Raw genomic sequence first — 15,480 nt, forward strand, 5'->3', positions numbered from 1 at the left:
GAATGGCGAAGTACGTCGGCGGGGCAGGCGGGGGCGTCGGCGCGGGCGAGGCCGGCGCCGCGGTGCGGGGATCCCGGGCCGGCGGACCGGGCGGCCTTGCCGGAGGCTCCGGGGGCGCGGCGGGCTGGTCGGGCTGCAGACGGTCCCGCAGGAATTCGTCGCGCGCGTTCATGGGCCCAGTATCTCCTCACCTTTCGCAGGAGCACCCGGCCGAGTGGCGCGCAAACCCCGTCGCGGCGGCTGCGTGCGTGAGCGTGATCACAGCAAAGCCGCCGTGATTGGTGGTCGTGCCGGATGTTCGGCTAGATTGGACGCAAGAGCCAAGCAAATCCCCGCCGCAACCGCAGGTCGACGCTGGTGTCGGCCGCTGGCCGCTGCGCATTTTCGGTGCCGCCCGCTGGCGGCTAGACTTGACGAAGTTGGCATGTCAGGCGGGTATTGTCATATCGTTTTACGACTTGTCGAAACCGGTTCCAGGCCACCGTTCAGCGCTGCACGGACGAATCCCTAACCGGATCCTTTCCGCCTGGGGGACAGCCCAAATTGACAAGCCGAAGGGGCGCCTAGTGGGCCCCGGCGGAGCAGCTCGTAACGGCCTCGGACGGCCGCTGGAACGTTCTGGTGAAGGGTCAGGTGCATATGACGCCCAAGCGCGTCGGGTTATACAACCCCGCGTTCGAGCACGATTCGTGCGGGGTAGCCATGGTCGTCGATATGCACGGCCGTCGCAGCCGAGACATCGTCGACAAGGCCATCACCGCGCTGCTCAACCTCGAGCACCGCGGCGCCCAGGGCGCCGAGCCGCGCAGCGGTGACGGGGCCGGCATCCTGATCCAGGTGCCCGACGCGTTCCTCCGGGAAGTCGTGGAATTCGAGCTGCCCGCTCCTGGCAGCTACGCCACCGGCATCGCGTTCTTGCCGCAGTCGTCCAAGGACGCCGCGGCGGCGTGCGCCGCGGTGGAAAAGATCGCCGAAGCCGAGGGCCTGGAGGTGCTGGGCTGGCGCAACGTGCCGACCGACGACTCGTCGCTGGGGGCGCTGTCGCGCGACGCGATGCCGACCTTCCGCCAGGTGTTCATCACGGGCGCCTCCGGCATGGAGCTGGAGCGCCGCGCCTACGTCGTGCGCAAGCGCGCCGAGCACGAATTGGGAACCAAGGGTCCCGGCCAGGACGGTCCGGGACGCGAAACCGTTTATTTCCCAAGCCTTTCGGGCCAGACGTTCGTCTACAAGGGCATGCTGACCACGCCGCAGCTGAAGGCGTTTTACCTTGACCTGCAAGACGATCGGCTGACCAGCGCGCTGGGCATCGTGCATTCGCGGTTCTCCACCAACACCTTCCCGTCCTGGCCGCTGGCGCATCCCTTCCGCCGCATCGCCCACAACGGCGAGATCAACACCGTCACCGGCAACGAGAACTGGATGCGCGCGCGCGAGGCGTTGATCAGGACCGACCTGTTCGGCGACGACGTGGAGAAGTTGTTCCCGATCTGCACCCCCGGCGCCTCGGACACCGCGCGCTTCGACGAGGCGCTCGAACTGCTCCACCTGGGCGGGCGCAGCCTGGCCCACGCGGTGTTGATGATGATCCCCGAGGCGTGGGAGCGCCACGAGTCCATGGATCCCGCGCGCCGGGCGTTCTACCAGTACCACGCGTCGTTGATGGAGCCGTGGGACGGCCCGGCGTCGATGACGTTCACCGACGGCACCGTCGTCGGCGCCGTGCTGGACCGAAATGGCTTGCGCCCCTCCCGGATCTGGGTCACCGACGACGGCCTCGTCGTGATGGCTTCCGAGGCCGGCGTGCTCGACCTGGACCCGGCCACGGTGATTCGCCGGATGCGGCTGCAGCCCGGCCGGATGTTCCTGGTGGACACCGCGCAGGGACGCATCGTCTCCGACGAGGAGATCAAGGCGGAGCTGGCCGCCGAGCACCCCTATCAGGAGTGGCTCGACAAGGGCCTGGTCCCGCTCGATGACCTGCCCGCGGGCAAGTACGACCGGATGCCACACGAGCGACTCGTGAAGCGGCAGCTGGTTTTCGGCTACACCTACGAGGAACTCAACCTGCTGGTGGCGCCGATGGTGCGGGCCGGCGCCGAGCCGATCGGCTCCATGGGTACCGACACCCCCGTCGCGGTGCTCTCGCAGCGCCCGCGGATGCTCTACGACTACTTCCACCAGCTCTTCGCCCAGGTGACCAACCCGCCGCTGGACGCCATCCGCGAGGAGGTGGTGACCAGCCTGCAGGGCACCACCGGCGGCGAGCGCGACCTGCTCAACCCCGACGAGAACTCCTGTCACCAGATCGTGCTGACGCAGCCGATCCTGCGTAACTACGAGCTGGCCCGGCTGATCAACCTCAACCCCGAGGATCAGGTCAACGGGCGCCCACACGGCATGCGGTCCAAGGTAATTCCGTGCCTGTACCCGGTCGCCGAGGGCGGCGCCGGGCTGGCGGCCGCGCTGACCGACGTGCGCGAGCAGGCGTCGGCGGCCATCGCCGACGGCGCCAGGGTCATCATCCTGTCCGACCGTGGGTCCGACGAGAAGCTGGCGCCCATCCCGTCGCTGCTCGCGGTGGCGGCGGTGCACCACCACCTGGTGCGCGAACGGACGCGCACCCACGTCGGCCTGGTGGTCGAGTCCGGTGACGCCCGCGAGGTGCACCACATGGCCGCGCTGGTCGGTTTCGGCGCGGCGGCGGTCAACCCGTACCTGGTGTTCGAGTCGATCGAGGACATGCTCGACCGCGGCGACTTCAACGGGATGGACCGCAACAAGGCGCTGAACAACTACGTCAAAGCCGCCGGCAAGGGCGTGCTGAAAGTGATGTCCAAGATGGGCATCTCGACGCTCGCCTCCTACACCGGCGCGCAACTGTTCCAGGCGGTCGGCATCTCCGAGGACGTGCTCGACGAGTACTTCACCGGGCTGAGCTGCCCCACCGGCGGCATCACCCTGGACGACATCGCCGCCGACGTGGCCGCCCGCCACAACCTGGCCTACCTCGACCGGCCCGACGCGCGCGCGCACCGCGAGCTCGAGGTGGGCGGGGACTACCAGTGGCGCCGCGAGGGGGAGTACCACCTCTTCAACCCCGAGACCGTGTTCAAGCTGCAGCACGCCACGCGCACCGGGCAATACAAGATCTTCAAGGAATACACCCGCCTGGTCGACGACCAGAGCGAGCGGATGGCGTCGCTGCGCGGCCTGCTCAAGTTCCGCGGCGACGTGCGGTCCCCGGTTCCGCTGGACGAGGTCGAGCCCGCCAGCGAGATCGTCAAGCGCTTCTCGACCGGAGCCATGAGCTACGGCTCGATCTCCGCGGAGGCGCACGAAACGTTGGCGATCGCGATGAACCGCCTCGGCGGTCGTTCCAACAGCGGTGAGGGCGGCGAGGACGTCAAGCGATTCGAGCGCGACCCCAACGGGGACTGGCGGCGCAGCGCGATCAAGCAGGTCGCCTCCGCCCGGTTCGGGGTGACCTCGCATTACCTGACCAACTGCTCCGACATCCAGATCAAGATGGCCCAGGGCGCCAAACCCGGTGAGGGGGGCCAGCTTCCGGGTCACAAGGTGTACCCGTGGGTCGCCGAGGTCCGGCACTCCACGCCCGGCGTGGGATTGATCTCGCCGCCGCCGCACCACGACATCTACTCCATCGAGGACTTGGCGCAGCTGATCCACGACCTGAAGAACGCCAACCCGTCCGCGCGGGTGCACGTGAAGCTGGTGTCCGAGAACGGTGTGGGCACGGTGGCCGCGGGCGTCTCCAAGGCCCATGCCGACGTGGTGCTGATCTCCGGGCACGACGGCGGCACCGGGGCCACCCCGTTGACGTCGATGAAGCACGCGGGCGCGCCGTGGGAGCTCGGGCTGGCCGAGACCCAGCAGACGTTGCTGCTCAACGGTTTACGCGACCGCATCGTGGTCCAGGTGGATGGCCAGCTGAAGACCGGCCGCGACGTGATGATCGCCGCGCTGCTCGGCGCCGAGGAGTTCGGCTTCGCCACCGCACCGCTGGTGGTCTCCGGCTGCATCATGATGCGGGTGTGTCACCTGGACACCTGCCCGGTCGGTGTGGCGACCCAGAACCCGGTGCTGCGCGAACGGTTTACCGGCAAGCCCGAATTCGTCGAGAACTTCTTCATGTTCATCGCCGAAGAGGTGCGGGAATACATGGCGCAGTTGGGCTTCCGGACCTTCAACGAGGCCGTGGGGCAGGTCGGATCGCTGGACACCACGCTGGCGCGGGCGCACTGGAAGGCGCACAAGCTGGATCTGACGCCGGTGCTGCACGAGCCGGAGTCGGCGTTCATGAACCAGGACCTGTACTGCAGCTCGCGCCAGGACCACGGCCTGGACAAGGCGCTGGACCAGCAGTTGATCGTCATGAGCCGCGAGGCGCTGGATTCGGGCAAACCGGTCCGGTTCTCCACCACGATCGGCAACGTCAACCGCACGGTCGGCACCATGCTCGGCCACGAGCTGACGAAAGCCTATGGCGGCCAGGGCCTGCCGGACGGGACCATCGACATCACCTTCGAGGGGTCGGCAGGCAACAGCTTCGGGGCGTTTGTGCCGCGGGGCATCACGCTGCGGGTCTACGGCGACGCCAACGACTACGTCGGCAAGGGCCTCTCCGGTGGGCGGATCGTGGTGCGGCCGTCGGACAACGCGCCGGCCGACTACGTCGCCGAGGACAACATCATCGGCGGCAACGTGATCCTGTTCGGCGCCACCAGCGGGGAGGCCTACCTGCGCGGGGTCGTCGGCGAACGGTTCGCGGTCCGCAACTCCGGCGCCCACGCCGTCGTCGAGGGGGTCGGCGATCACGGGTGCGAATACATGACCGGAGGCAAGGTCGTGATCCTCGGGCGCACCGGCCGCAACTTCGCGGCAGGCATGTCCGGCGGCGTGGCCTACGTATACGACCCGGAGGGCGAACTGCCGCAGCACCTCAACACCGAGATGGTCGAGCTCGAAAGCCTCGACGACGACGACGTCGAGTTCCTGCACGGCACGGTCCAGGCACACGTCGACGCCACCGATTCCGCGGTGGGCCAGCGGATCCTGGCCGACTGGCCGGGTCAGCAGCGCCACTTCGTCAAGGTGATGCCGCGGGACTACAAGCGCGTCCTGCAGGCGATCGCCGAGGCGGAGCGCGACGGCGTCGACGTCGACAAAGCGATCATGGCGGCCGCGCATGGCTGATCCCACCGGCTTCCTGAAGTACACGCATCGGGAATTGCCGAAGCGCCGGCCTGTCCCGCTGCGACTGCGCGACTGGAACGAGGTCTACGAGGACTTCGACGAGGGGACCCTGCGTGAGCAGGCGACCCGCTGCATGGACTGCGGGATTCCGTTCTGCCATAACGGCTGTCCACTGGGCAACCTGATCCCGGAATGGAACGACTTGGTGCGCCGGGGCCGTTGGCGCGACGCGATCGAACGGCTGCATGCCACTAACAACTTCCCGGACTTCACCGGCCGGCTGTGCCCCGCACCGTGCGAGCCGGCATGTGTGCTGGGCATCAACCAGGATCCGGTCACGATCAAGCAGATCGAGCTGGAGATCATCGACAAGGCCTTCGAGGAAGGCTTTGTGGTGCCGGTGCCACCCGACAAGCTGACCGGAAAGACCGTCGCCGTGGTGGGCTCGGGGCCCGCGGGCCTGGCCGCCGCACAGCAACTGACCCGCGCCGGTCACAGCGTGACCGTCTTCGAGCGCGAGGACCGCATCGGCGGGCTGCTGCGCTACGGCATCCCCGAGTTCAAGATGGAGAAGCGCGTCCTGGACCGGCGGCTGGACCAGATGCGGGCCGAGGGCACCGAATTCCGGCCCAACGTCAACGTCGGGGTCGACATCACCGTCGAGCAGCTGCGCGGCGACTTCGACGCGGTGGTGCTGGCGGGCGGCGCCACCGCCTGGCGCGACCTGCCCATCCCGGGCCGGGACCTCGACGGCATCCACCAGGCCATGGAGTACCTGCCTTGGGGCAACCGCGTGCAGGAGGGGGACGACGTCCTGGGGCCCGACGGCGAGCCGCCGATCACCGCCAAGGGCAAGAAGGTGATCATCATCGGCGGCGGCGACACAGGGGCCGACTGCCTGGGCACCGTGCACCGCCAGGGTGCGGTCGCGGTGCACCAGTTCGAGATCATGCCGCGCCCGCCGGACACCCGCGCCGAATCGACCCCGTGGCCGACCTACCCGCTGATGTACCGGGTGTCGGCTGCCCACGAGGAGGGCGGCGAGCGGGTGTTCTCGGTCAACACCGAGGAGTTCGTCGGCAAGGACGGGCACGTCACCGGGCTGAAGGCCCACGAGGTCACCATGCAGGACGGCAAGTTCGTCAAGGTCGAGGGCTCCGACTTCGAACTCGAGGCCGACCTGGTGTTGCTGGCGATGGGATTCGTCGGCCCGGAGAAGCCGGGGCTGCTCACCGACCTCGGCGTCAAGCTCACCGATCGCGGCAACGTCGCGCGGGGGGGCGATTTCGACACCTCGGTCCCCGGGGTGTTCGTCGCCGGTGACATGGGACGCGGACAGTCGTTGATCGTTTGGGCGATCGCCGAGGGCCGGGCGGCCGCGGCCGGGGTGGACCGGTTCTTGATGGGTTCCACGGCGCTGCCGGCGCCCATCAAGCCGACAGACGCTCCGCTCCAGTAGTCACATCCGCCACACCAGAAACAAAAGAATTCAATTCGGCGTTTCTCCCACGTTTGCCAGATCGTTGTTGTCTAATGGTTTGTGGTGGGCTCATTCACATGAAGTCACGGGGTGACTTCGGGGGGAGTCCCGGTTGATTAGACCGACCGCAGGAGTGATCACTGTGCATATCAACCCGGTACCTCGGTCACGGATGGGGCGAATCGCCTGGTCATTATTTCGTCACCCGGTGAAGAGCCGCGAGTTTCCCGCGAAGCACGAGCGCTTGATCACCGCCGAAGAACTGATGCTGTTCGGGGTGTAGACACCAAGCCGCAGCGCGAACGGCGCAAAATTAAGTTTGCTCGACTAGAGATCCCCGAAGCCGGGCTCACGGATTCCAGAGCCCCGACTCCCGTATCGCCTCGGCCAACGGTTCCACGACGGCGGGGTCATGGGGCGGCGCGATGTAGACGATGCCCAGGTCGAGGCCTTCGGCGCCCAGAGCGGCGGCGTCCCCGATAACCTTCCCGTAATCGCGGTCCGGCCCCAGCATCAGGTGGGCCGACATGGTGATCTCCTTGGGATCGCGCCCGATGTCCGCACAGCGCGCGGCCAGCACGTCGCGCTTGCGGGCGAACTCTTCAGGCGTGCCGCCGGCAAAGTTCCAGTGCTGCGCGTAACGCGCGGTGAGCGGTAGCGTGCGCTTCTCGCCGCTGCCGCCGATGCAGATCGGCGGGGGCGGGCGTTGCGGGCCCTTCGGCTCGTTGCGGGCGTCCTTGAGCTGGTAGTAGCTGCCGTCGAAGTTCGTGGTCTCGTCGCTCAGCAGGCTGATCAGCACCTGGCAGGCCTCCTCGAAGCGGTCGAAGCGTTCCCTGACGCTGCCCAGTTCGATGCCGTAGGCGCCCGACTCCTCCTCGTTCCAGCCGGCGCCGATCCCGAGCTCGAGGCGCCCATTGGAGATGATGTCGAGCGCGGCGGCCATGTTGGCCAGCACGGCGGGGTGGCGGTAGTGGATGCCGGTGACCAGGGTGCCCAGCCGCAGCCGTGTGGTGGCCTGCGCCAGTGCGGTCAGCGTCGTCCAGCCCTCCAGGCAGGGACCGGTGGAGTCGGAAAAGATCGGATAGAAGTGGTCGAACGTCCAACCGGACTCGTAGACGTCGATGCCGTCGGCCGCCCGCCAGACGGCGAGCATGTCGGTCCAGGTGGTGTTCTGCGGTGAGGTCTTGAAGGCGAATCGCATGGAGCCGACGCTAGTCGGGCTTTATTAAGGGAAACTAAACTCGTTCCCCATGACCTGCCCCTGCTGCGCCCTCGGCATCGACACCAAAATCACCCTGCTGGCGGCCGGGCTGATTTTCCTGCTCGCCCTCGTTCTGGGGGTCTGGAAGTACCGCCAGATCATGGTCAGCGAAAACCACCGCGCCCACGTTTACGTTGACATCGCCCACCGGGCGGCCCTGCTGTATTCGTTCGCGACCCTGCTCATCGCGGTGTTCGTCGAACTCAGCGCGTGGGCGGCCTGGGTCAACCTGACCGCGGCGATGGTGGTCGTGTTCTTCTTCGTCGCGGCGATCCTCAGCTACGTCTATCACGGCGCACGCCGCGACACCGAGAACCAGTTCGAGCACCCCGACCGGGGAATCGCAGTTTCGATGGCGCTGCTCATCGCCGGCGAGATCGGCGGCTTCGGCGTGATACTGGCCGGCTTCGTCGCCGGCCAGCTGTGGTGACCGGGCGAGGCACACTGGAGGCATGGATCCGGTAACTGCCCTGAGGCAGATCGCCTACTACAAGGACCGGAGCCGCCACGATCCCCGACGGGTGATGGCCTACCGCAACGCCGCCGACATCGTCGAGGGCCTCGACGACGCCGAGCGGGAGCGGCACGGTCAGGCCAACAGCTGGCAGACGCTGCCGGGCATCGGACCCAAGACCGCCAAGGTCATCGACCAGGCCTGGTCCGGCCGCGAACCCGACATGCTGATCGAATTGCGTTCGGCCGCAGAAGACCTCGGCGGCGGCGATATTCGGGCAGCGTTGCGCGGGGACCTGCATCTGCACTCGAACTGGTCGGATGGGTCGGCGCCGATCGACGAGATGATGGCCACGGCGGCCCAGCTGGGTCACGAGTACTGCGCGCTGACCGACCACTCGCCGCGGCTGACCATCGCCAACGGGTTGTCGCCGGAGCGATTGCGTGCGCAGCTCGACGTCATCGAAAGGCTGCGCGACCAGTTCGCGCCGCTGCGCATCCTCACCGGAATCGAGGTCGACATCCTCGAAGACGGCAGCCTGGACCAGGAGCCCGAACTGCTGGAGCGCCTCGACGTCGTCGTGGCCAGCGTCCACTCCAAGCTGTCGATGGATTCCGCGGCGATGACCCGCCGGATGCTGCGCGCCGTCTCCAACCCCCATGCCGACGTCCTCGGCCACTGCACGGGCCGGCTGGTCTCGGGCGGCCGCGGCATCCGGCCCGAATCGAAGTTCGACGCCGAGGCGGTGTTCACCGCCTGCCGCGACCACGGGACGGCGGTGGAGATCAACTCCCGCCCCGAGCGGCGCGACCCGCCGACCCGGCTGCTCAAGCAGGCGCTGGAGATCGGCTGCCTGTTCAGCATCGACACCGATGCGCACGCGCCCGGGCAGCTGGACTTCCTCGGCTACGGCGCCCAGCGCGCCCTGGACGCCGGCGTGCCCGTCGACCGGATCGTCAACACGTGGCCGGCCGACAAGCTGCTGGAGTGGACGGGCGCGAACTGAACAGCCGGGCGGGCAGCCTATTGGTCGCCTACTCCCGTGACCGCTTTGGCGCCCGGGAGATCGCGATTCCCGCAAGGCTTCCCACCGAGGCGAGGGATCCACCGACAAAAGCCTTGGCCATGTCCAGCCTCGACACGTCAGCGCCGCTGGGCAGCGAGGCCAGCCAGGCGACTGCGCCATCGAATTCTTCGTTGTCATACACGCGCATCGGGCACGGCATCCACGCACCGATGCCGCGCGCCGGCGACCGGACCCAATCGATGTCGCTCACCACGGCACAACCGTCGAGCAGGGCCAAGGAGGCCCAGCCGAGTCTTGTGTCCGCCCACAACGCACCCGGCGTGATGCGTTCGAAACCCGGGCCGAATTGGTAGAGCAACCGCATCCGGCCGCCCGCTCGTCGCGCCCGATCGACCAGCGGCGCAAACACCCGGTCGTAATCGTCTTTTGTCACCGTCCCGACGGCCTCCAGGGCCTGAATGCCGGCGGGCACGCTCGCAAGTTCCTCAGCACGAGGGACCACCGCCCTTTCCCAGTGCAATTATTTCCTACTGCTAGGGTAGAGGTTGCTCCGCTCACTGGATAGGTACGCGCATGAGGGTCGCCATTGTCGGCGCGGGACTTGCCGGCCTCACGGCGGCGGCCCACCTTTCGGCCGCCGCTCATGATGTGGTCATCCTCGACGCCCGCGACGAGATAGGTGGTAGGGCCAGATCCCGGCCAGCCGACGGCGACGTGATCGAGCTTGGCGCCCAGTTCATTTCGCGAAACCATCAACGGATGCGAAGGCTCGCCGCCGACGCCGGATTGCACCTCATCCGTGATCGCTACGCGGCAGGCCTGATCCGCTGGCGCGGTGTGAACGAGCATTCTGGGCGCGTCATTCCGCATGTCAACCCGGCGGACCTCCTCGTGGTGTATCGCATCCTCTTCGGCCCACGAGGCCTGCGCGCGCTTTCCGCCCGCGCGGCCGTCGAATCCCAACGGCCCGAGCTTGATTCGCGGTCGGTGGCCGATTGGCTCGAAACACTCCGACCTTCAGGTCCAGTCCATCATCTGGTGGATTGTCTTGTCGGTGCGCTGTTCGGTGGCGCGGACCGCGGCGACGTCTCCCTGCTGGAGCTCGTCGAACTGCTCGGCCGCGAAGGGGGCGCCTACGGATTCATGATCGGCGAGATAGCTCGCGCCAGCCACATCGCCGAGGGCCAGGCGCGCTCTGCGCCCACCTGGCTGGCCAGCTCACCCGGCGCGTCCGCCTCGCAGCAGCGGTCAGCGCCGTCGAGGCGCATCACGACAGCGTGGCAGTGTGCGTCGGTAACGGCGACGTGATCGAGGCCGACCACGTCGTCATGGCGGTGCCGACCCCTGCGCTGTCTCGTATCGACTTCATCCCTGGGCTGCCGGGACACATCCGCGATGCGAACTCCGCCATTCGCTACGGCCACGCCACCAAGGTCGCAGTCGTCGTCGAGCCTCGAAAGCCCCTCCACGCCAACGCATTCATCGGTGGAAGCGTATTAATCCTCGGTTGGCGCACCCGGCGCGTCCTCTACGGTTTCGCCCCATCCACCGCCGAGCACTGCGACGCCGACACGCTGGCCGAGGATCTCTGCCACGGCTTCGGCGTTTGGCCCGAAACTATCGAACGCATCGAGGTGATGCGCTGGCCCCAAGACCGTCTCACTTGCGGCACATACGCGCACGTGTCGCCGGGGCGATTTGCCCAATTCCGCCGGTCGCTGCCGCATCGACACGGCCGCGTGCGCTTCGCCGGCGCCGAACGCAGCAGCTGGCCGATCTACATGGAAGGTGCAGTGGAAAGCGGGGAATTGGCCGCACAGTCCCTCATGGAAATCGAGGGACGCGCGTGATGAACCGTTCCTCCAATCAGTCGGGCAGGTGCGGCATTTCGATGCCGGGGTGACGGCCGACCAAGACCGCGGGCGTGAGCGCGGACTTGCCGAAGCGATCGCGCACCCGGTCGATGGCGGCGTCGATCTCGAGTCGGTCGTCGTCGCCGCCGAACGGCAGCGCCAGCTGCTGGGCGCCGCCGCGGTCGATGCCCGACACCGCGAAGCCGACGAGCGTCAGCCCGCGCTCGGCGATCAGCGGAGCGGCAGACGCGACCAGCCGGCGCGCGGCGGCCAGGATGGGCCGCGTCGACGAGGTGGCCCACGGCAAGGTGCGCGATCGCGTCGCCCGGCCGAAATCGTCGAAGCGCAGACGCAGCACGACGGTTCGACCGGTGCGCCCTGCGGTGCGCATCCGGCCGGTGATCCGGTCGATCAGGTTCACCACCACCGCGTCCACCTCGGTGGCCGACATGCGATTGCCCGCGCGGCCCAGCGCCCGCTGCGCCCCGATGGACCGGCGGCGCATGCCGGTGGTCACCCGGCGGCGGTCGACGTTGCGCGACAGCGCGTACAGCTGACGGCCCATGGCCGGGCCCAGCAGCGACGCCAGCGTCGACTCGCTGAGCTCGGCCACGTCGGCGACGGTCACGAGGCCGTGCGCGTGCAGCTTCGCGGCGGTCACCGCCCCCACGCCCCACAGCCGGCGCACCGGCAGTGGTCGCAGAAACGCCAGCTCCCGATCGGGCGGCACCAGCAGCAGCCCGTCGGGCTTGGCTTCCTGGCTGGCGACCTTGGCGAGGAACTTGGTCCGGGCGACCCCGACCGTGATGGGCAGCCCGACGCGGTCGCGCACGTCGGTGCGCAGGCGCGCGGCGATCTGCACCGGCGTGCCCGAGACCCGGCGCAGCCCGCCGACGTCGAGGAACGCCTCGTCGACCGAGAGCGCCTCGACGATCGGCGTGCAGTCGCGGAAGACCTCGAACACGGCGTCGCTGGCGCGCGAATAGGCGGACATCCGGGGCGGCACCACCACCGCGTGCGGGCACAGGCGCCGCGCCTGCGCCCCGCCCATCGCGGTGCGCACGCCGTAGGCCTTCGCCTCGTAGGAGGCCGCCAGCACCACCCCGCCGCCGACGATCACGGGCCGCCCCCGCAGCGTCGGGTCGTCGCGCTGTTCGACGGACGCATAGAACGAATCCAGGTCCGCGTGCAGGATGGACGCATCACACCGCACGAACATATGTTCGCACGCCTGGGTGACAGGTTGGACCGGCTAGCCGCCGTCGCCGTAGATGCTGCTGACCCAGACGTGGGTGAGGGTGTCGACGACGTGGTCCTCGTCGACCGCCGGCGTCTCGGCGGACAGCGCGGCCATCATCGTGCGCTCGTTCATCTGGTTCAGCGACGTCGCGAGGTCCGCGGCCGGGATGGTCTCGGGGGCGGCGCCCCGCGCGCGCTCGGCGGTGATCATCGCGGCGGTCTGGTCGATCCACTTTTGCATGAACCCCAGCCACACCGACCGCAGCTCCGAACTGGTGGCGAGCGCCTCCGTCGCGGCCCGGGCCAGCGTGCGGTGCGAGCTGAACGCGGTGAAAAATGCCTTGATGCCGTTGCGCCACACGCGGCGCGGGTCCGAAGGCAGCCGCTGCACCGCGCCGTCGAACTCGGAATCGGCGCGCGCGATGATCGGCTCCAGCAGCGAGAGCAGCACCGCTTCCTTGGACTTGAAATAGAAGTAGAACGTCGGCCGTGACAGGCCGGCGCCTTTCGCGAGGTCATCGACCGAAATGCCGGCGAACCCGCGCTCTTCCAGGAGCCGCTCGGCGGTGGCGAGGATCGCCTGCTCGCGGTCGTCGCCCGAGGGGCGCAGGGCGCGGCGGCCGCGCAGGGCTCGGGTTTGGCCAGCGGTAGTCACGGTCGCTACTTTACACGGTGTCGAGAGTTTCAACAGGGTGTTGACCAACTCAACACGGCGTTGATAGCGTGGAGCCATGACTGAGCACCTCGACGTCCTCATCGTCGGCGCCGGCATCTCGGGGGTGAGCGCCGCCTGGCACCTGCAGGAGCGCTGCCCGACCAAGAGCTACGCCATCCTGGAACGCCGCGACGACCTCGGCGGCACCTGGGACCTGTTCAAGTACCCCGGCATCCGCTCGGACTCCGACATGTTCACCCTCGGGTTCCGCTTCAGGCCCTGGCGCTCGGCGAAGTCGATCGCCGACGGCCCTTCGATCAAGGCCTACATCAAGGAGACCGCGGCCGAGAACGGGATCGACCGCCACATCCGCTACGGCCACCGGGTGGTGGCCGCCGATTGGTCCGACGCCGACACCCGCTGGACCCTGACCGTCGAGCACGACGGTCAGCAGAGCGAGATGACCTGCTCGTTCCTCTTCGCCTGCACCGGCTACTACAACTACGACGAGGGCTATTCGCCCACCTTCCCCGGTGCCGAGGACTTCGGGGGCACGATCGTCCACCCGCAGCACTGGCCGGAGGACCTGGACTACGCGGGCAAGAAGATCGTCGTCATCGGGTCCGGCGCCACGGCCATCACACTGATCCCCGCCCTGGTGAACTCGGGCTCCGGCCACGTCACGATGCTGCAGCGCTCGCCGACCTACATCGGCTCGCTGCCCGCGGTCGACCCCTTCGCCGTGCGGTTCAACCGGTGGCTTCCCGACAAGCTTGCGCACATCGCGAACCGCTGGAAGGCCATCGCGTTCAGCACATTTCAGTACCAGCTGTCGCGCAAGCGCCCCGCGTACATGCGCAGGACGCTGATGACGATGGCGCAGCGGCGCCTGCCCAAGGGCTACGACGTCGAGAAGCACTTCGGGCCGAGCTACAACGTGTGGGACCAGCGGCTGTGCCTGGCCCCCGACGGGGATTTCTTCCGGACCATCCGGCACGGCAAGGCCGACGTCGTCACCGACACCATCGACCGGTTCACCAAAACCGGCATCAAGCTCACCTCGGGTGAGGAGCTGCAGGCCGACATCATCATCACGGCAACGGGTTTGAACATGCAATTGCTGGGCGGGGTCAAACCCACCAGGAATGGTCAACCCTTCGACCTGCCGTCGTTGATGACCTACAAGGGCCTGATGTTCTCCGGGGTCCCGAACTTCGCGATCACCTTCGGATACACCAACGCGTCCTGGACGCTGAAGGCCGACCTGGTCTCCGAATTCGTCTGCCGGATGCTGAACTACATGGACGCCAAGGGTTTCGACGTCGTGGAGCCCCAACATCCGGGCGAGGATGTCGACGAGTTGCCGTTCATGGACTTCAGCCCCGGCTACTTCCAGCGGTCGATGCACATGCTGCCCAAATCGGGGTCGCGCGCCCCGTGGCGGCTCAAGCAGAACTACTTCTTCGACATGCGCACGATCCGCCGTGGCAAGGTCGCCGACGAGGGTCTGCGATTTGCCAAGAAGCGCGCGGCGGTCGCGGCCTAGGTTTTCGGGGCCGCCACGACAACGATGCCGTCGTCGTCGCTGTAGGCGATGTCGCCCGGCACGAAAGTGACTCCGCCCAGGCTGATTTCGACATCCCGCTCCCCCGCACCGGTCTTCGTGCTCTTGCGCGGATTGGTGCCCAGCGCCTTGATGCCGATGTCGATGCCGCGCAACGCGGCCGCGTCACGCACCGCGCCGTTGACGACCAGCCCCGCCCAGCCGTTGGAGCGGGCCAACTCGGCGATGACGTCGCCGACCAGCGCGCTGTGCAGCGACCCGGCCCCGTCGATCACCAGGACCCCGCCGCCACCCGGGCCGGAGAGCACCGATTTCAGCAGCGCGTTGTCCTGGAAGCAGCGCACGGTGCTGATCGGCCCGGCGAATTCCGAGCGGCCGCCGAACTGGCGGAATTGGACATCGCAGCTGCGCACGTCGTCGCCGACGCTGTCGACCAGGTCGGCGGTCGGCTGAAAGGCCACCCCCACGTCAGCGGTGCCGCAATTGCCGGATCAGCAGGATGGCCAACAGGCTGAGCGCCGCGGCGACGATCAGTGGCAGGTGCGACTGGCTCGGCGCCGCCGGCGCGGCGTGCGGCGAGACGGGGTTGGGGGCTTCGTCCACGGTCGATTTGGCTTGTGCTGCGGCGTCTTTGGCGGCCGCGGCGAGCTCACCGTTGGTCTCGATCCGCTGCTGCGCCCCGAAGGTCTGCTCGGCCGGCTTCGGGGGCGCGGGTGGGGCGCTCTTGGCG

At 68.0% G+C, this 15,480-nt stretch carries 13 protein-coding genes; 7 read left to right on the plus strand and 6 right to left on the minus strand.

Translation table 11 applies throughout. The features are described 5' to 3' along the window. The first annotated feature begins 639 nt into the window (after positions 1-639). Complete coding sequence (gene gltB / locus BST11_RS25240) at positions 640-5,217, plus strand: glutamate synthase large subunit (RefSeq protein WP_083140957.1); 4,578 nt, start codon at positions 640-642, stop codon at positions 5,215-5,217. Next, a complete protein-coding gene (locus tag BST11_RS25245) occupies positions 5,210-6,676 on the plus strand; it encodes a glutamate synthase subunit beta (RefSeq protein WP_083140958.1) in 1,467 nt (488 codons plus the stop codon). Before gltB ends, BST11_RS25245 begins: the two co-directional genes overlap by 8 nt. 370 nt (positions 6,677-7,046) lie before the next feature. On the opposite strand, the gene BST11_RS25250 is transcribed toward BST11_RS25245, so the two are convergent. Next, positions 7,047-7,898 carry an LLM class F420-dependent oxidoreductase gene (locus BST11_RS25250; RefSeq protein WP_083140959.1) on the minus strand — a complete coding sequence of 284 codons (852 nt, stop codon included), beginning with the start codon at positions 7,896-7,898 and terminating at the stop codon, positions 7,047-7,049. Positions 7,899-7,947: 49 nt separating this feature from the next. Between BST11_RS25250 and BST11_RS25255 the strand changes: the two genes are divergently transcribed. Both BST11_RS25255 and BST11_RS25260 read left to right on the plus strand, forming a co-directional pair. Next, positions 7,948-8,388: a hypothetical protein gene (locus BST11_RS25255; RefSeq protein WP_083140960.1), complete on the plus strand. Its 441-nt coding sequence runs from the start codon at positions 7,948-7,950 to the stop codon at positions 8,386-8,388. Positions 8,389-8,410: 22 nt separating this feature from the next. Beyond that, positions 8,411-9,418 (plus strand): PHP domain-containing protein, encoded by a 1,008-nt coding sequence (locus tag BST11_RS25260; RefSeq protein WP_083140961.1) that lies wholly within the window; start codon positions 8,411-8,413, stop codon positions 9,416-9,418. 28 nt (positions 9,419-9,446) lie between these two features. Here BST11_RS25260 and BST11_RS25265 read toward each other — a convergent pair whose 3' ends face one another. Beyond that, complete coding sequence (locus tag BST11_RS25265; protein WP_142276561.1) at positions 9,447-9,911, minus strand: SpoIIAA family protein; 465 nt, start codon at positions 9,909-9,911, stop codon at positions 9,447-9,449. A gap of 101 nt (positions 9,912-10,012) precedes the next feature. On the opposite strand from BST11_RS25265, the gene BST11_RS28770 reads away from it, so the two are divergent. After that, positions 10,013-10,747 (plus strand): FAD-dependent oxidoreductase, encoded by a 735-nt coding sequence (locus BST11_RS28770; RefSeq protein WP_083140963.1) that lies wholly within the window; start codon positions 10,013-10,015, stop codon positions 10,745-10,747. Next, positions 10,645-11,289, plus strand: coding sequence for a flavin monoamine oxidase family protein (locus tag BST11_RS27370; RefSeq protein ID WP_244897779.1), 645 nt, complete (start codon positions 10,645-10,647; stop codon positions 11,287-11,289). Before BST11_RS28770 ends, BST11_RS27370 begins: the two co-directional genes overlap by 103 nt. Before the next feature lie 16 nt (positions 11,290-11,305). Here BST11_RS27370 and dinB read toward each other — a convergent pair whose 3' ends face one another. Continuing rightward, positions 11,306-12,511 (minus strand): DNA polymerase IV, encoded by a 1,206-nt coding sequence (dinB, locus tag BST11_RS25280; RefSeq protein ID WP_083140964.1) that lies wholly within the window; start codon positions 12,509-12,511, stop codon positions 11,306-11,308. 33 nt (positions 12,512-12,544) lie between these two features. After that, positions 12,545-13,186 (minus strand): TetR/AcrR family transcriptional regulator, encoded by a 642-nt coding sequence (locus tag BST11_RS25285; RefSeq protein WP_083140965.1) that lies wholly within the window; start codon positions 13,184-13,186, stop codon positions 12,545-12,547. Between the two features lie 76 nt (positions 13,187-13,262). On the opposite strand from BST11_RS25285, the gene BST11_RS25290 reads away from it, so the two are divergent. Continuing rightward, on the plus strand, positions 13,263-14,732 hold the full coding sequence (locus tag BST11_RS25290; RefSeq protein WP_083140966.1) for a flavin-containing monooxygenase: 1,470 nt from the start codon (positions 13,263-13,265) through the stop codon (positions 14,730-14,732). Here the strand turns inward: BST11_RS25290 and rraA are convergent. Both rraA and BST11_RS27740 read right to left on the minus strand, forming a co-directional pair. Further along, complete coding sequence (gene rraA / locus BST11_RS25295; protein WP_083140967.1) at positions 14,729-15,217, minus strand: ribonuclease E activity regulator RraA; 489 nt, start codon at positions 15,215-15,217, stop codon at positions 14,729-14,731. The genes BST11_RS25290 and rraA overlap by 4 nt on opposite strands. A 1-nt stretch (position 15,218) precedes the next feature. After that, positions 15,219-15,480, minus strand: a 262-nt coding sequence (locus tag BST11_RS27740) for an Rv3852 family protein (RefSeq protein ID WP_483406808.1), incomplete at its 5' end; no start/stop codon positions are given.

The sequence above is a fragment of the Mycobacterium alsense genome (genome assembly GCF_002086635.1).
In the GTDB taxonomy this organism is placed as follows: domain Bacteria; phylum Actinomycetota; class Actinomycetes; order Mycobacteriales; family Mycobacteriaceae; genus Mycobacterium; species Mycobacterium alsense.

Bases quoted from the DNA above. Each gene is read 5' to 3' on its own strand.
- BST11_RS25260 (WP_083140961.1), top strand. From the start codon at position 8,411: ATGGATCCGGTAACTGCCCTGAGGCAGATCGCCTACTACAAGGACCGG.
- BST11_RS25290 (WP_083140966.1), top strand. From the start codon at position 13,263: ATGACTGAGCACCTCGACGTCCTCATCGTCGGCGCCGGCATCTCGGGG.
- dinB (WP_083140964.1), bottom strand. From the start codon at position 12,511: ATGTTCGTGCGGTGTGATGCGTCCATCCTGCACGCGGACCTGGATTCG.
- BST11_RS25255 (WP_083140960.1), top strand. From the start codon at position 7,948: ATGACCTGCCCCTGCTGCGCCCTCGGCATCGACACCAAAATCACCCTG.
- gltB (WP_083140957.1), top strand. From the start codon at position 640: ATGACGCCCAAGCGCGTCGGGTTATACAACCCCGCGTTCGAGCACGAT.
- BST11_RS28770 (WP_083140963.1), top strand. From the start codon at position 10,013: ATGAGGGTCGCCATTGTCGGCGCGGGACTTGCCGGCCTCACGGCGGCG.
- BST11_RS25250 (WP_083140959.1), bottom strand. From the start codon at position 7,898: ATGCGATTCGCCTTCAAGACCTCACCGCAGAACACCACCTGGACCGAC.
- BST11_RS25245 (WP_083140958.1), top strand. From the start codon at position 5,210: ATGGCTGATCCCACCGGCTTCCTGAAGTACACGCATCGGGAATTGCCG.